Below are 14556 nucleotides of genomic sequence, written 5' to 3'. Positions count from 1 at the left end.
CGGAAACTGTCGGTGGCCGGTGGCACGATGGGCCGCATGAGCTTCAGCGGTTTCCCCGACGACGCCTTCGTGTTCTACGAGGGTCTGGAGGCTGACAACTCCAAGACCTACTGGACCCGCCACAAGCAGGTCTACGAGGAGGCGGTGAAGGCGCCGATGATCGCGCTGGGGGAGGAGCTGGAGGCCGAGTTCGGCGGCACGCACCTGTTCCGGCCCAACCGCGACGTGCGCTTCGCCAAGGACAAGTCGCCCTACAAGACCCACCAGGGAGCCTATGTCCCGACCGCCGAGGCCGTCGGTTACTACGTCCAGCTCGACGCCGCGGGTCTCTACGTCGGGGCGGGCCTCTACGCGGCCGACGGCGAGCGGCTCGCCCGCTTCCGGGAGGCGGTCGACGAGGAGATCAGCGGGGTCCCGCTGGAGAAGATCGTGACCGAGGCCCGGATCGCGGGCTACGAGATCGGAGGCGACCGCCTCAAGACCCGCCCGCGCGGCGTCCCCGAGGACCACCCCCGCCTCGACCTGCTCCGCCACCGCTCGCTGCACGCGAGCCGCCGCTTCGAGCCCGAACCCTGGGTCCACACCCCCGAGGTCGTCGCCCGAGTCCGCACGATCTGGCGCGACCTGACCCCACTCGTGGAGTGGCTCACCACCCACCTGCCGGCCGACTGATCCGGCGCTCCCACCCACGGCGGACCCTTCCCCGGCCCGCCGCGGGGACGGAGTCCTCCGGCCGGGGTCGCGCCGGTGGCGGGGCTCTCCAGGGTGAGCGCCGCGCCGGGGCGGAGCGATCGGCGGGTGGGGCGTCGGGGCTCCTCATCGGCGCCTGCGGGGCGCATCATGGTGGGGTGACGCTACAGCCCGCCGACGGCGACAAGATCCTGCGTGACAACTTCGCCCCCTGGGTGCAGGACCTCGGCCTGCTGGTCGAGGAGCTGGGCGAGCGCCATGCCGTTCTGCGCCTGCCCTGGTCCGACCGGCTGGCCAGGGAGGGCGGCGGCATGTCCGGCCAGGCGCTGATGGCCGCCGCCGACACCGCCACGGTGATCGCGATCTCCTCGGCCCGGGGCGGCTTCGTCCCGATGACCACCGTCCAGCAGTCCACGACGTTCCAGCGCCCGATCATCGGCAAGGACGTCCTCGTCGAGGCCCACGTGACCAAGCTCGGCCGCAGCCTCGCCTTCGCCTCCGTCACCCTCACCGCCGACGGAGACCCCTCACCCGCCGCCCAGGCGGCCACGGTCTACGCGATCCTCGGCTGAGCCCGTCCGCGCCGGGGGTCAGCGCCCGGTGATCACACCGCAGGCTATGCGGCCTCCGGAGTCGCCGCTCTTGAGGGTCTCGTCGTCGGGGCCGATGGTCATCGTCGTCTCGGCCTCGGGGTCGGAGGTGTCGGCCGCGTGGCCGTACCGGTCGGGGATGTTGGCGCGGTTGTCCGGCATGGCGTGGACGACGACCGCGCTGCCGTCGGCGTCGGCGAGCTGCCCGGTCATCAACCGGTCGGTGACGAAGGAGGCGCTGCCGGTGCCGTTCGCGCCGATCAGCAGATCGGGCAGGTCGCCGGCGTGGTCCGGGTGGGACTTCGCGTCGAAGTCGACGTGGCCGCCCGCACTGAAGAAGGGGCTGCCGGTGGCGGGGTCGGTCGAGCCCGGGTCGCAGACGCCCTTGGCGTGGATGTGGAAACCGTGGAAGCCGGCGGGCAGCCCGCCGGTGACGGTGACCGTGATGGAGGGCTTGCCGTCCTGGTCGCTCTTGATGTCGAGCGAGCCCACGGTCCGGCCGTCCACGTCCTTGATGTCGGCGTGCAACGGCCTGTCACCCGACGGCGGCGTCCGCGTGGGAGCGGCGGTCGGCTCGGGTGTCCCGGCGGGCGTGCCGGCCGGCTCGGGGGTTCCCGCAGGCGTGCCGGCCGGCCCCGGCGTCGTCTCTCCCGTGCCGGCGGTCGGATCCGGCGCGGCGGATGCTCGCGGCGACGTCTGGGCCGGCGGGGCGGCCCCGGTGGCGATCATTCCGGCTCCCAGCGCGGCGGCCAGGGCCAGGTGGGTTCTGTGAGCCATGGAAGATTCCCCCGTATGTCCTGACGGCGCCCCTCCGCTGGCGGAGGAGCCCGAACAGGGTCTCTACCGCACAGCGAACGGGAGAATCCTCTTTTTTGGCCATATATGAGACAAAACGGTCATGAGGCGAAACAGCCTCCTGTGTCCGGCCGGGCCGGGCACAGGAGGCGTGTCGGCTGCCGCCCTTGGCGCGGGCGGCGGGCGCGTCGGCTGCCGCCCTTGGCGCGGGCGGCGAGCGCGTCAGCTGCCGCGCTTGGCGCGGGCGGCGGTCCGGCCGCGGGTGGCGGCGTCGAGGACGACCTTGCGGATGCGCACGGCCTCGGGGGTGATCTCCACGCACTCGTCCTCGCGGATGAACTCCAGGGCCTGCTCAAGGGAGAGCTGCCGCGGCGGGATGACCTTCTCGGTCTCGTCCGCGGTGGAGGAGCGCATGTTGGTGAGCTTCTTCTCCTTGGTGATGTTCACGTCCATGTCGTCGGAGCGCGAGTTCTCACCGATGATCATGCCCTCGTAGACCTCGGTGCCCGGCGAGACGAACAGCACGCCGCGCTCCTGGAGGTTCAGCATGGCGAAGGCCGTCACCGGGCCGGAGCGGTCGGCGACCAGGGAGCCGTTGTTGCGGGTGCGCAGCTCGCCGAACCACGGCTCGTAGGACTCGAAGACGTGGTGGACCAGGCCGGTGCCCCGGGTCTCGGTCAGGAACTCGGTGCGGAAGCCGATCAGGCCGCGGGCCGGGACCACGAACTCCATCCGGATCCAGCCGGTGCCGTGGTTGGTCATGTGCTCCATGCGGCCCTTGCGGACGGCCAGCAGCTGGGTGACGGCCCCGAGGTACTCCTCCGGGCAGTCGACGGTCAGCCGCTCGACCGGCTCGTGCAGCTTGCCGTCGATCGTCTTGGTGACGACCTGCGGCTTGCCGACGGTCAGCTCGTAGCCCTCGCGGCGCATCTGCTCGACCAGGATGGCCAGCGCCAGCTCGCCGCGGCCCTGCACCTCCCAGGCGTCCGGGCGCTCGGTCGGCAGCACGCGCAGCGACACGTTGCCGACGAGCTCCTTGTCCAGGCGGTCCTTGACCATGCGGGCGGTGACCTTGGAACCCTTGACCTTGCCGACCAGCGGGGAGGTGTTGGTGCCGATGACCATCGAGATGGCGGGCTCGTCGACGGTGATCAGCGGAAGCGGGCGCGGGTCCTCGGGGTCGGCCAGCGTCTCACCGATCATGATCTCCGGGATGCCGGCGATCGCGATGATGTCGCCGGGGCCGGCCTGCTCGGCGGGCTTGCGCTCCAGCGCCTCGGTCATCAGCAGCTCGCTGATCTTGACGCGCTCGATGGTGCCGTCGGTCTTGCACCAGGCGACCTGCTGACCCTTCTTGATGACGCCCTGGTGCACGCGCAGCAGCGCGATGCGGCCCAGGTAGGTCGAGGAGTCGAGGTTGGTGACGTGGGCCTGCAGCGGCGAGGCCGGGTCGTAGGTCGGGGCGGGGATCGTCTCCTTGATGACCTGGAAGAGCGGCTCCAGGTCCTCGGAGTCGGGCATCCCGCCGTCCTCGGGGCGGTTCAGTGAGGCGCGGCCGGCCTTGGCCGAGGCGTAGACGATCGGGAAGTCGATCTGGTCCTCGGTGGCGTCCAGGTCCATGAAGAGCTCGTAGACCTCGTCCACGACCTCCTTGATCCGGGCGTCGGGGCGGTCGACCTTGTTGATGCACAGGATGACCGGCATCTTCGCCGACAGCGCCTTGCGCAGCACGAAGCGGGTCTGCGGCAGCGGACCTTCGGAGGCGTCCACCAGCAGGACGACGCCGTCCACCATCGACAGGCCGCGCTCGACCTCGCCGCCGAAGTCGGCGTGGCCGGGGGTGTCGATGATGTTGATGGTCATGTCACCGTGCTTGACGGCGGTGTTCTTCGCGAGAATGGTGATGCCCTTCTCGCGCTCCAGGTCGTTGGAGTCCATGACGCGGTCGTCGACGTCCTGGTTCGCCCGGAAGGCACCGGACTGCCAGAGCATGGCATCCACGAGAGTGGTCTTGCCGTGGTCGACGTGCGCGATGATCGCGATGTTCCGCAGGTCGTCGCGGCTGTTCAAAGGCATGGTGGAGTCTCACTCTGTGTTCGTGGAGGCTGGCCGCGGACCGTGCGGCCCTACCATTTTAGTTGATCCCGGCAATCGCTCATGCGCCTCCCTGGGGAAATGCCCTAATTCACAGTCCATCTACCTTTTTGTCACGCATGATGTGCTTCTTCTCTCTTGGGCCGGATCTGGGTGTCCCACGGAGCCGATCACTCTCTAAGCTCGGCGCATGTCTTTCGCCCCGTCCTTCCCCGTGATGCTCGTGACCAAGGACAACGTGCGGATCGACGCGGCGCACACCCCGTCGCGCGGGGCCCCGGATCTGGGCATCGTGCTGGCGCACGGGTTCACCGGATCGCTCAGGGAGCGTCCCACCCGGCGGATCGCCCACGTGCTGAGCGGGTTCGGCGGAGTCGTCTCGATCGACTTCCGCGGCCACGGCCGGTCGGGCGGGGAGACGACCGTGGGCGACCAGGAGATCCTCGACGTGGACGCGGCGGTACGGCACGCCCGGACGATCGGCTACGCCAGGGTCGTGACCGTCGGCTTCTCGATGGGCGGGGCGGTGGTCCTGCGCCACGCGGGCGACCGCGACCACGGGCTCGCGCCGGTCGACGCGGTGGTCTCGGTGAGCGCGCCCGCCCGCTGGTACTACCGGGGGACCCGGCCGATGCGCCAGGTGCACTGGGCGATCGAGCACCCGGCCGGGCGGCTGGCCGCGAGGCTGGGCAAGCGGACGCGGATCAAGAGGGGGATGTGGGACCCGGTGCCGCCGGCGCCGCACGAGGCCGCCGCGCTGATCGCGCCGACGCCCCTGCTGGTCGTGCACGGCGACGCCGACGCCTTCTTCCCGCTCGACCACGCGCACCAGATCCACGACGCGGCCCGCGAGCCGAAGGAGCTGTGGATCGAGCCTGGGTACGGCCACGCGGAGTCGGCCGCCGCTCCCGAGCTGATCCGGCGTATCGGGCGATGGGTGAGCATGGTTTAGTCCTGACATGCAAGGCAAATGGTCCGATCGGGGGTAATGCGTATGCGGAGCATCTACGTGGCCGGTCTCGGGCGCGGGGACGGCAGGCAGATCGTCGAACTGGGTCTGATGGAGTTGCTGACCCGCCGGGTGGACCGGATCGGGGTGTTCCGCCCGATCGCCAGGAGCGAGCGCGCCTCCGAACTGATCGAGGACGGCTACCGCCCGGCCGCCGCGGCGATCGGGCTGAAGGCGGAGGACGCCGCCGAGGTCTACGCCCAGCGGGGCGCCGAGGAGCTCATCTCTCGCCTGGTCACCCGCTTCCACGCCTTCGAGAGCGAGTGCGACGCCCTGCTCGTGCTGGGCAGCTCGTTCGCCACCGACGACCTCCCCCGCGAGCTGGCCTTCAACGCCCGCCTGGCCGCCGAGTTCGGCGCCCCGGTCATCGTGGTGGTGGGCGCGCACGCCGACCGCGCCGACGAGATCGCGATGGAGATGCGCACCGGCTACCAGGTCTTCTCCGACCTGGGCTGCACGGTCCTGGCGGTGATCGCCAACCGGGTGCCGCCCGAGATGGTCGTCGAGCCCGACCTGCCGGTGCCCTTCTACGTCATCCCCGAGCATCCGTCGCTGTCGGCGCCGACCGTCGGGCAGGTGGCGGAGGCCGTACAGGCCAAGCAGATCCTGGGCGACGAGGACGGGCTGTTCCGGGACGTCAACGGGTTCGTCTTCGGCGGCGCCACGATGCCGCTGCTGCTGGAGCACCTGGTGGACGGGGCGCTGCTGCTCACGCCGGGAGACCGGGCAGACCTGCTGCTGGCCGCGGCGGCCGCGGAGGCGGCGGGCACGGTGCGCCCCTCGGGGGTGGTGCTCAGCCTGGGAGAGGAGCCCACCGAGACCGTACGGGCCCTCACCTCCCGGCTGGCGCCCGGCCTGCCGGTGCTGTCGGCCGGGGAGGGCAGCTTCGCCGTCGCGACCACCCTGGGCGGCCTGGAGGGACGGCTCACCGCGGACAACCCGCGCAAGATCGAGACGGCGCTCGGCCACTTCGAGGCGCACGTCGACACCGCCGACCTCGCCGACCGCATCGAGCTGGCCCGCTCCGAGCGGGTCACCCCGATGATGTTCGAGCACACGCTGCTGGAGCGGGCGCGCGCCGACCGCAGGCACATCGTGCTGCCCGAGGGCGAGGAGGAGCGCATCCTGCGCGCCGCCGACGTCCTGGTCCGGCGCGGCATCGTGGACCTCACCCTGCTGGGCCGCGAGGAGGTCGTCCGGCGGCGGATCGCCGAGCTCGGCCTCGACCTGGCCGGGGTGACGGTGGCCGACCCGCTGACCTCGCCGCTGCGCGACTCCTTCGCCGAGGAGTACGCCGCGCTGCGCGCGCACAAGGGCATCACCCTGGAACGGGCCAGGGACGTCCTCAGCGACGTCAACTTCTTCGGCACGATGATGCTGCACCGGGGCGAGGTGGACGGCATGGTCTCCGGCGCCGCGCACACCACGGCCGCTACGATCCTGCCCGCCTTCCAGATCATCAAGACCGTCCCGGAGACCTCGATCGTCTCCTCGGTCTTCTTCATGTGCCTGGCCGACCGGGTGCTCGTCTACGGCGACTGCGCGATCAACCCCGATCCGGACGCCGGTCAGCTCGCCGACATCGCGATCTCCTCGGCGCACACGGCGGAGCGCTTCGGCGTCGAGCCGAGGGTCGCGATGCTGTCCTACTCGACCGGGCAGTCGGGTCACGGCGCCGACGTGGACAAGGTGCGCGAGGCCACCGCCATGGTCGCCGAGCGGGCGCCGGGCCTGCTGGTGGAGGGGCCGATCCAGTACGACGCGGCGGTGGACCCGAGGGTCGCGGCGGCCAAGCTGCCCGGCTCGCAGGTCGCGGGCCGGGCGACCGTGCTGATCTTCCCGGACCTCAACACCGGCAACAACACCTACAAGGCCGTGCAGCGCTCCGCCGGGGCGGTGGCGATCGGCCCCGTCCTGCAGGGACTGCGCAAGCCGGTCAACGACCTGTCGCGGGGCGCGCTGGTCACCGACATCGTCAGCACCGTCGCCATCACCGCCGTCCAGGCCCAGGAGGTCGCCCGATGACGCAGGTCCTCGTCCTCAACTCCGGGTCGTCCTCGGTGAAGTACCGGCTGCTGTCCATCGGCTCCGGCGACCCCGGGGGCGCCGGGAACGACGGAGGGCGGACCGAGCGGCTGGCCTCGGGGACGGTCGAGCGGATCGGCGAGGAGGGCTCGCCGGTGGCCGACCACGCCGCGGCGCTGGAGTCCGTGGCGGACGAGCTGGCCGCGGCGGGCTTCGGGATCGACTCCCCGGAGCTGACCGCGATCGGGCACCGGGTGGTGCACGGCGGCACGGACTTCACCCGGCCCACGCTGATCACCGACGAGGTGGCCGCGGGGATCAGGAACCTCATCCCGCTCGCGCCCCTGCACAATCCGGCGAACCTGGCCGGCATCGAGGTGGCCCGGCGGCTCCGTCCCGACCTGCCGCAGGTCGCGGTCTTCGACACCGCCTTCCACGCCACGATGCCCGAGGCGGCCTCGACCTACGCGATCGACCGGGAGACCGCCCGCAGGTTCGGCGTGCGCCGCTACGGCTTCCACGGCACCTCCCACGCCTACGTCTCGCGCGAGGCGGCCGCGCTGGTGGGCCGGCCGGAGGGCAACGTGATCGTGCTGCACCTGGGCAACGGCGCCAGCGCCTCGGCGGTGTCGGCCGGCCGGTGCGTGGACACCTCGATGGGGATGACCCCGCTGGAGGGCCTGGTCATGGGCACCCGCAGCGGCGACATCGACCCGGGCGCGATCCTGCACCTGCGGCGGACGGCGGGCATGTCCCTCGCCGAGATCGACGGGCTGCTCAACCGGCGCAGCGGGATGCTCGGCCTGTGCGGCGACAACGACATGCGCGAGGTGGGCAGGCGTGTGGCGGAGGGCGACCCGGAGGCCGAGCTGGCCCTGGCGGTCTACTGCCACCGGCTGCGCAAGTACGTCGGCGCCTACTGCGCGGTGCTCGGAACGGTGGACGTGATCGCGTTCACCGGCGGGGTGGGGGAGAACTCCGTCCTGGTCAGGGAGCGGGCGCTGAGCGGCCTGGAGGCGTTCGGGATCGTGCTGGACCCCGCGCGCAACGCGGACGGCAAGGGCGTGATCTCCGCCGACGGGTCGCGGGTGACGGTCGCCGTGGTGCCCACGGACGAGGAGCTGGAGATCGCCCGCCAAACTCTCGACATCATTTCGCGAACCAATCGCGGATGAATGTCGTCTACCTACAGCGGATGGATGAAATCCGCCGGGAGAAGTCCTCGGGAGACGAACCACCAGTAGCTGGTGATCGTGGGACATACTTCATGTAGTTAGGCGGTTGCCCAGCGTCGCGGGGGCGTGCTGGGCCGTCCGTCCATGAGAAAAGTGCCGGTACGGCTCCGCGTGAGCCGTACCGGCACTTTCCTTCTGATCTCAGCCCAGGCGGGCGATGGACTTGTACTCCAGGTAGGCGGCCAGGCCCTCGGGCCCGAGCTCGCGGCCGAGGCCGCTGCTCTTGAAGCCGCCGAACGGGGAGCTGTTCTCGATCATGAAGAGGTTGACGCCGTAGGTGCCGGTGCGGACCTGGCGGGCCACGTCCATGCCGTGCTCGACGTCGGCCGTCCACACGGTGCCGGCCAGGCCGTAGTCGCTGTCGTTGGCGATGCGGATGGCGTCGGCCTCGTCCTCGTAGGGGATCACGGCCAGGACCGGGCCGAAGATCTCCTCGCGGGCGATGCGCATCTCGTTGGTCGCGCCGGCGAAGACGGTGGGGGCGACGTACCAGCCGCGGTCGTAGGGGCGCTCCAGGCCGCCGACCACGGGCTTGGCGCCCTCCTCGATGCCGAGCTTGATGTAGCCCTCGACCCGCTCCTGCTGGCGCTTGGCCACCAGGGGCCCGATGCCGGTGGCCGGGTCCGCGGGGTCGCCGACGGGCATGTTGCGCACCATCGAGGCGACGGCGTCCACGACCTCGTCGTAGCGGTTGCGGGAGGCCAGGATCCGGGTCTGGGCGACGCAGGCCTGACCGTTGTTCATCAGCGAGGCGATGGACAGGAAGCCCATCGCGGACGACAGGTCGCAGTCGTCCAGGATGATCGCGGCGGACTTGCCGCCGAGTTCCAGGGTGTAGCGCTTGAGCTGCTCGCCGCAGATGCTCGCGATGCGGCGGCCGGCCGCGGTGGAGCCGGTGAAGGCGACCTTGTCCACGTCCGGGTGGGAGACGAGGTGCTCGCCGGCCTCGCGCCCGGCGGCGACGATGTTGACGACGCCGTCGGGGATGCCGGCCTCCTTGACCATCTCGGCCAGCAGGTAGGAGTCCAGCGGCGTCTCCGGCGCGGGCTTGATCACGACCGTGCAGCCCGCGACGAGGGCGGGAGCCAGCTTGATCATGATGACGAACTGCGGGACGTTCCACGGGACGACGGCGGCGACCACGCCGACCGGCTCACGCCGTACGACCACCGGGCCGAACGTGCCGGGACGCTCCTCCTCGACGGGGAAGGTCTTGCCGAGCTCGGAGTAGTACTGCAGCATGCCCAGCGGCTGGGGGGCCTGGGCCATCTGGGAGAAGGTGATGGGCGAGCCCATCTCCTCGGTGATGATCTCGGCCATCTCGCCCTGGCGGGCGGCGTAGAGCTCGGCCAGCCCGGCCACGACGGCGGAGCGCTCGGCCATCGTCATCCGGGGCCAGGGACCGTGGTCGAACGCCTGGCGCGCGGCGGCCACCGCGCGGTCCATGTCGGCGGGGGTGCCGTCGGGGACCCGGCCGACGACCTCCTCGGTGTGCGGGGAGATGACCTCGATGGTCGCGGTGCCCGCGGGGGCCACCCAGTCGCCCCCGATGAACAGCGTGTCGTGCTGACGCATGATGTTGCCTCCTGGTGGGCGGGCCGGAGTCGTGATTTGAACGAGTGCTTGCTTGGATAGTCTCACCGCTGGAGGGGGGCTCCACAAGACCCGCCATTGGTGAGACCGAATCATGTTCTATCTGCCATGACAAGAGGGATCGGCGCCGGTGGCGTTTGTTTAAACCGTGACAAACTGGTAGATAGTTCGTCAACGGTGCATGGGTTCCCCCGTTCCGGTGGCGGACACCAAGATCGTCTTCTATAGTTTCGCTCCGTCCATGAGGGGGGCTCTGGAGGTGAGCGAGGCGTGAGATCAAGCCGCCTGGCGATGCTGGGCGCCCTGCTCACCGCGCTGCTTCTGACCCCGGCGATGGCGGGAGCGAGCGCGGGACAGATCGTCAGACCCGATCCCGAGGCCGAGCTGCGCAGGCTGACCCAGGAGGCCGGCAAGCTCAACAAGGAGTACCGCGGCCAGGTCCAGAGCCTCGAGGACGCCCGGGTCAAGGCCAAGAAGGCCACCGACACGGCCAAGCGCCTGAAGGCCGCGCTGGCCACCGCGGAGACCGACGTCGTGCGCTTCGCGCAGACCGCCTACATGGGCGGCGAACTGGACAGCGGCACGCTGTTCAGCTTCCAGGGCGACGCCTCCATCGCCCTCAGTCAGGCGGCCACCATGTCCCACCTGGCCAGCGAGCGGGCCACCCAGCTCACCAGGGTGAAAGAGCTGATCAAGGACGCCGCCAAGGCCGAGAAGGCGGCCGAGTCCGAGATCGTCGAGCTCAAGAAGGACATCGAGAAGCTCAAGAAGGACCGCGTCAAGATCGAGACGCTCCTGGCCAAGTACGGCTTCCAGACCCCCTCCGGCAGCGGCGGCCTGACCGCCCGCACGGTCACGATGCGCAACCTGGTGCTGCAGAACTTCCCCATGCCCTACGGCTACGGCTGCCTGCGCCCCGGCGACCCCGGCGACCACGGCAGCGGCCGGGCCTGCGACTTCATGATGAGCAGCGGCGGCCGCGTCCCCACCGCCGACGCCAAGGCCCGCGGCGACCGCCTGGCCCAGTGGGCCATCGACAACGGCCAGCGCCTCGGGGTGATGTACATCATCTGGCAGCAGCGCTACTACGACGTCCGCACGGGCGCCGGCTGGCGCCTGATGTCCAACCGCGGCGGCAACACGGCCAACCACATCGATCATGTTCACATCTCGATGTTCTGAGGGCCGACGTTCCGGGAGCCGGTGTTCTGGAAGGGCGGCCGCGCCGGGGGGCGTCTGGACGGACGGTGAAAGGGTGTGCACATCGCGTCGTCATCTGTGCTAGGTTGGACGCAGTTGCAGTTGTGGTACCCATGAAGAACTTGTGTGCGCCCGACGGTCGATGTCGTCGGGTGCGTTTTGTTTTCCGGTCTTCCCGGGTGGGCTTATCGCAGCGATGCGGGATTCGCACGGTGCGGATTCCGGTTCTGCACCTGTCAAGGAGATCGACATGGCTACTGGCACCGTGAAGTGGTTCAACGCGGAAAAGGGCTTCGGCTTCATCGAGCAGGACGGCGGCGGCGCCGACGTCTTCGCCCACTACTCCAACATCGTCTCCCAGGGCGGCTACCGCGAGCTCCAGGAGGGCCAGAAGGTGTCCTTCGACGTCACCCAGGGCCAGAAGGGCCCTCAGGCGGAGAACATCGTCTCCGCCTGACACGGCATCGTCACTGATCAGGCCCGCACCCCTCCGGTGCGGGCCTGATCCGTTTCCTCGGGGACCTCGGGCCCTCATCGCCGGCGCCGGAGATCGCCGTGATGTACTGCGGGCGGGGCGGCGGCGCGGGCCCCGCCGCGGGCTCACCCGAGAAACGGAGTTCTCATGGACGAGCGGACGCTCACGGAGGAGCTGTACGAGGCCGAGAGGCGCCTGCAGGCGGCGCAGCTCGCCGGGGACGTCGAGGAGCTGGACCGGCTGCTGGACGAGCGGCTGGTCTTCACCGGGCCGCCGGACGGGCGGCTGCACACCGGGGCCAAGGAACTCGACCTGCACAACCACCGCTCGCGCACGCAGGTCATGACCGAGGTCACCGAGGAGGAGCTCACCGTGGTCGTCGCGGGCACCACCGGGGTGACCTGCTTCCTGGGCACGCTGGAGGGCACGTTCGCGGGCGAGCCGTTCGCCGGGAGGCTGCGCTACACCCGCACCTGGGCGCACACCGAGCGGTACGGCTGGCGCATCGTGGCCGCCCACGCCAGCCCGGCGGGCTGAACACGGGCGGCCTGAACACGGGCGGCCTGAGGACGGCTAGCCCGAACACGAGTGGCCCGAACATGCCGGGCTGAACACGAGTGGCCTGAGCACAGACGGCTAAGCACAGACGGCTAAGCACGGTCGGCCCGAACGCGGCCGGCCCGAACACGGGCGGGCCTGAGTACGGCCGGCCTGGACACGCCGACCCGGTGATCGGTGGCGAGGAACCCGGTGATCGGCGGGGAACATCGGGCCGGTACGGATCAGTGTGGTGCGGCACCCTCCCAGATGCGGCGGGAGTCCGCCAGGGGGTCGGCCGCGTCGGAGGGGACGGTGTCCCAGACGTGGGTCATGCGGCGGTCGAGGTCGAAGCGGGGCCAGCCCGGGTCGCCGGTGGCGGCGAAGGAGGTCCAGGCCGTGCGGATCCGCTCCGACAGGGCGGCGAAGCCGGCGGGCGGCGGGGAGCCGAGGAAACGGGCCGCGAAGCGGTTGTCACCGTTGCCGAAGGTGAACGGCACGTCCACGCCGTGACCGGCGCCGAGGACCGGTCCCTGCCAGGCGAAGTCGTACAGCCAGGTACGGCCGCCGGCCCGCGCGTGCGCCTCGGCCACCCGCGTCGTCGGCATCCGGCCCAGCGCGTCGGACATCATCACCGTGAACACCTCGGCGTCGGCGGCGCCGGGATGGGCTGCGCGATAGGCGTCGGCCGCCTCCGGGCCGAGCCCGAACACCTGCGCGACGGCCGCCAGGTCGACGGTGGACGGGTCGGCCACCGGAGGGAACCCCCGGTACTCCTCGTGGGTGAACCCGCAGACCAGCTCGGTGTCCCGGCACGCCTCCGCGTGCAGCGCCTGCCAGGGCGGGCCGGTGACCAGGTCTCCGTCGACGACCGGCCCGAACGCCCCGCCTCCCGCCCGGGGACCGGCCTGCGGCGCCTCCTGCGCGGCCAGCACCGCCTCGGGTGACAGGGACGACAGCCCCTCCCAGGTGGCGGGCACCCCGGCCGCCGCGGCCAGCGCCGCGGTGGCCCGCTCGGCCTCGGCGGGGCTCTGGTGACCGGCCGGGACGCTCTGCGCGATGGCCCGCCGGAACAGGCCCCGGGCGGCGGGCGCGGCCAGCAGCAGGACGGCCGAGGCCGCGCCCGCGGACTGGCCGAACACGGTGACGTTGCGGGGGTCGCCGCCGAAGGCCGCGACACTTTCCCGTACCCACTCCAGCGCCGCGATCTGGTCGAGCAGTCCCCGGTTGTCCGGGGCGCCCGGCACCCGGCCGAACCCCTCGAAGCCCAGCCGGTAGTTGAAGGTCACCACCACGACCCCCGAACGGGCCAGCGTGGCGCCGTCGAACTGCGGCATCCCCGACCAGCCGATCCGCCACGCCCCGCCGTGGATCCACACCATGACCGGCAGCCCCGAGGCGCCCGGGTCCGGGGTCCAGACGTTCAGCGTCAGGCAGTCCACGCCGTCGCCCGGTTTCCACGCCGGGGGCACGCCCGGCGCCGCCGGCGGCTGCGGCACCGCGGTCCCGAACGCCAGGGCGTCGCGCACCCCGTCCCAGGCGGGCGCCGGCGCGGGCGCGCGGAAGCGCAGCGGACCCTGCGGGGCGGCGGCGAACGGGATCCCCCTGAACGAGACGACGCCGTCCTCACGCAGTCCCCGGACCGCCCCCCGGACGGTCCTCACCACAGTGTCGATCATGTCAGGACGGTACGGCCCGCGCCGATCCCGGGCAAACGCGGCCGGGATCCGGCTGGAGATCCGACTGGGGACCTGGCTGGGGATCTGGTTAGGGGCCCGCCAGGGGACTCGGGGTCCGGGCGGTCTCGACGGCGGACCTCAGGTCGGACAGCCAGCGTTCGTGGTTGGCGCGGAGCTTGCGCTCGCCGTAGAAGAGGGGGAGCAGCGGACCGGCGAGGGACTCCTCGACGGTGACCCGGGTGCGCCCGTCCTCCAGCGGCTCCAGTACGTGCCGGTCCACCGCCTTGTAGCCGAGGAACACACCCGTCCAGGTCAGTTCCCGCCCGGCGGCCACCACGGCGAACCGCGACCGGATCGCGACGCCGTTGAGCCTCCACCGGAACGGCGCGCCGGGCCGCACGTCGCCGAGCTCGGCGATCTCCAGGCCGGAGGCCCACGACGGCCACGAGGCGAGGTCGGCCATGACCTCCCACACCCGCTCCACCGGCGCGCCGACGACGAGGCTGGAGGAGGAGACCAGCTGGGCGCGCGGGTCTACGCGGCCCAGGGCGGCGTACTCCTCGTGCAGGACGTTCAGCGACGGGCCGGAATAGAACAGCTTGAGCGCCATGACGGCTCCTCGGATCGGCGATTC

General features: G+C 71.2%; 13 protein-coding genes. 8 read left to right on the top strand and 5 right to left on the bottom strand.

What is annotated here, in order from left to right:
* Window positions 1-36 precede the first annotated feature (36 nt).
* Both Psi01_RS15025 and Psi01_RS15020 read left to right on the top strand, forming a co-directional pair.
* Window positions 37-672: a DUF2461 domain-containing protein gene (locus Psi01_RS15025; protein WP_204064617.1), complete on the top strand. Its 636-nt coding sequence runs from the start codon at window positions 37-39 to the stop codon at window positions 670-672.
* A gap of 176 nt (window positions 673-848) precedes the next feature.
* On the top strand, window positions 849-1262 hold the full coding sequence (locus Psi01_RS15020) for a PaaI family thioesterase (RefSeq protein ID WP_204064616.1): 414 nt from the start codon (window positions 849-851) through the stop codon (window positions 1260-1262).
* Window positions 1263-1280: 18 nt separating this feature from the next.
* On the opposite strand, the gene Psi01_RS15015 is transcribed toward Psi01_RS15020, so the two are convergent.
* Both Psi01_RS15015 and typA read right to left on the bottom strand, forming a co-directional pair.
* The gene (locus tag Psi01_RS15015) at window positions 1281-2057 is read right to left on the bottom strand and encodes a superoxide dismutase family protein (RefSeq protein WP_204064615.1); all 777 of its coding nucleotides are present in this window, start codon (window positions 2055-2057) and stop codon (window positions 1281-1283) included.
* A gap of 240 nt (window positions 2058-2297) precedes the next feature.
* The gene (typA, locus tag Psi01_RS15010; protein ID WP_204064614.1) at window positions 2298-4151 is read right to left on the bottom strand and encodes a translational GTPase TypA; all 1854 of its coding nucleotides are present in this window, start codon (window positions 4149-4151) and stop codon (window positions 2298-2300) included.
* 208 nt (window positions 4152-4359) lie between these two features.
* On the opposite strand from typA, the gene Psi01_RS15005 reads away from it, so the two are divergent.
* From Psi01_RS15005 to Psi01_RS14995, 3 genes are read left to right on the top strand one after another with little or no spacing between them, the layout of a single operon-like run.
* The gene (locus Psi01_RS15005) at window positions 4360-5121 is read left to right on the top strand and encodes an alpha/beta hydrolase (RefSeq protein ID WP_204064613.1); all 762 of its coding nucleotides are present in this window, start codon (window positions 4360-4362) and stop codon (window positions 5119-5121) included.
* Between the two features lie 42 nt (window positions 5122-5163).
* Window positions 5164-7203, top strand: coding sequence for a phosphate acetyltransferase (gene pta / locus Psi01_RS15000; RefSeq protein WP_204064612.1), 2040 nt, complete (start codon window positions 5164-5166; stop codon window positions 7201-7203).
* Window positions 7200-8378: an acetate kinase gene (locus tag Psi01_RS14995; RefSeq protein ID WP_204064611.1), complete on the top strand. Its 1179-nt coding sequence runs from the start codon at window positions 7200-7202 to the stop codon at window positions 8376-8378. Before pta ends, Psi01_RS14995 begins: the two co-directional genes overlap by 4 nt.
* Window positions 8379-8579: 201 nt before the next feature.
* Here the strand turns inward: Psi01_RS14995 and Psi01_RS14990 are convergent, their stop codons facing one another.
* On the bottom strand, window positions 8580-10013 hold the full coding sequence (locus tag Psi01_RS14990) for an aldehyde dehydrogenase (RefSeq protein ID WP_204064610.1): 1434 nt from the start codon (window positions 10011-10013) through the stop codon (window positions 8580-8582).
* A 288-nt stretch (window positions 10014-10301) separates the two neighbouring features.
* On the opposite strand from Psi01_RS14990, the gene Psi01_RS14985 reads away from it, so the two are divergent.
* The 3 genes from Psi01_RS14985 (at window position 10302) to Psi01_RS14975 (ending at window position 12243) form a co-directional block, all read left to right on the top strand.
* Entirely contained in the window at window positions 10302-11213 is a 912-nt protein-coding gene (locus tag Psi01_RS14985; RefSeq protein WP_204064609.1) for a coiled-coil domain-containing protein, read from the top strand.
* 268 nt (window positions 11214-11481) lie between these two features.
* Window positions 11482-11688 (top strand): cold-shock protein, encoded by a 207-nt coding sequence (locus tag Psi01_RS14980; RefSeq protein ID WP_204064608.1) that lies wholly within the window; start codon window positions 11482-11484, stop codon window positions 11686-11688.
* 165 nt (window positions 11689-11853) lie between these two features.
* A complete protein-coding gene (locus Psi01_RS14975; protein ID WP_204064607.1) occupies window positions 11854-12243 on the top strand; it encodes a nuclear transport factor 2 family protein in 390 nt (129 codons plus the stop codon).
* Window positions 12244-12488: 245 nt separating this feature from the next.
* Here the strand turns inward: Psi01_RS14975 and Psi01_RS14970 are convergent, their stop codons facing one another.
* Both Psi01_RS14970 and Psi01_RS14965 read right to left on the bottom strand, forming a co-directional pair.
* Window positions 12489-13922, bottom strand: coding sequence for a carboxylesterase/lipase family protein (locus Psi01_RS14970; RefSeq protein WP_204064606.1), 1434 nt, complete (start codon window positions 13920-13922; stop codon window positions 12489-12491).
* Window positions 13923-14010: 88 nt separating this feature from the next.
* Window positions 14011-14532 (bottom strand): SRPBCC family protein, encoded by a 522-nt coding sequence (locus Psi01_RS14965; RefSeq protein ID WP_204064605.1) that lies wholly within the window; start codon window positions 14530-14532, stop codon window positions 14011-14013.
* Window positions 14533-14556 lie beyond the last annotated feature (24 nt).

This window comes from Paraplanobispora siamensis, from assembly GCF_016863175.1.
GTDB lineage: Bacteria > Actinomycetota > Actinomycetes > Streptosporangiales > Streptosporangiaceae > Planobispora > Planobispora siamensis.
The sequence above is the reverse complement of the archived record's forward strand: the minus strand, read 5'-3'. Positions and strand labels throughout refer to the sequence as shown.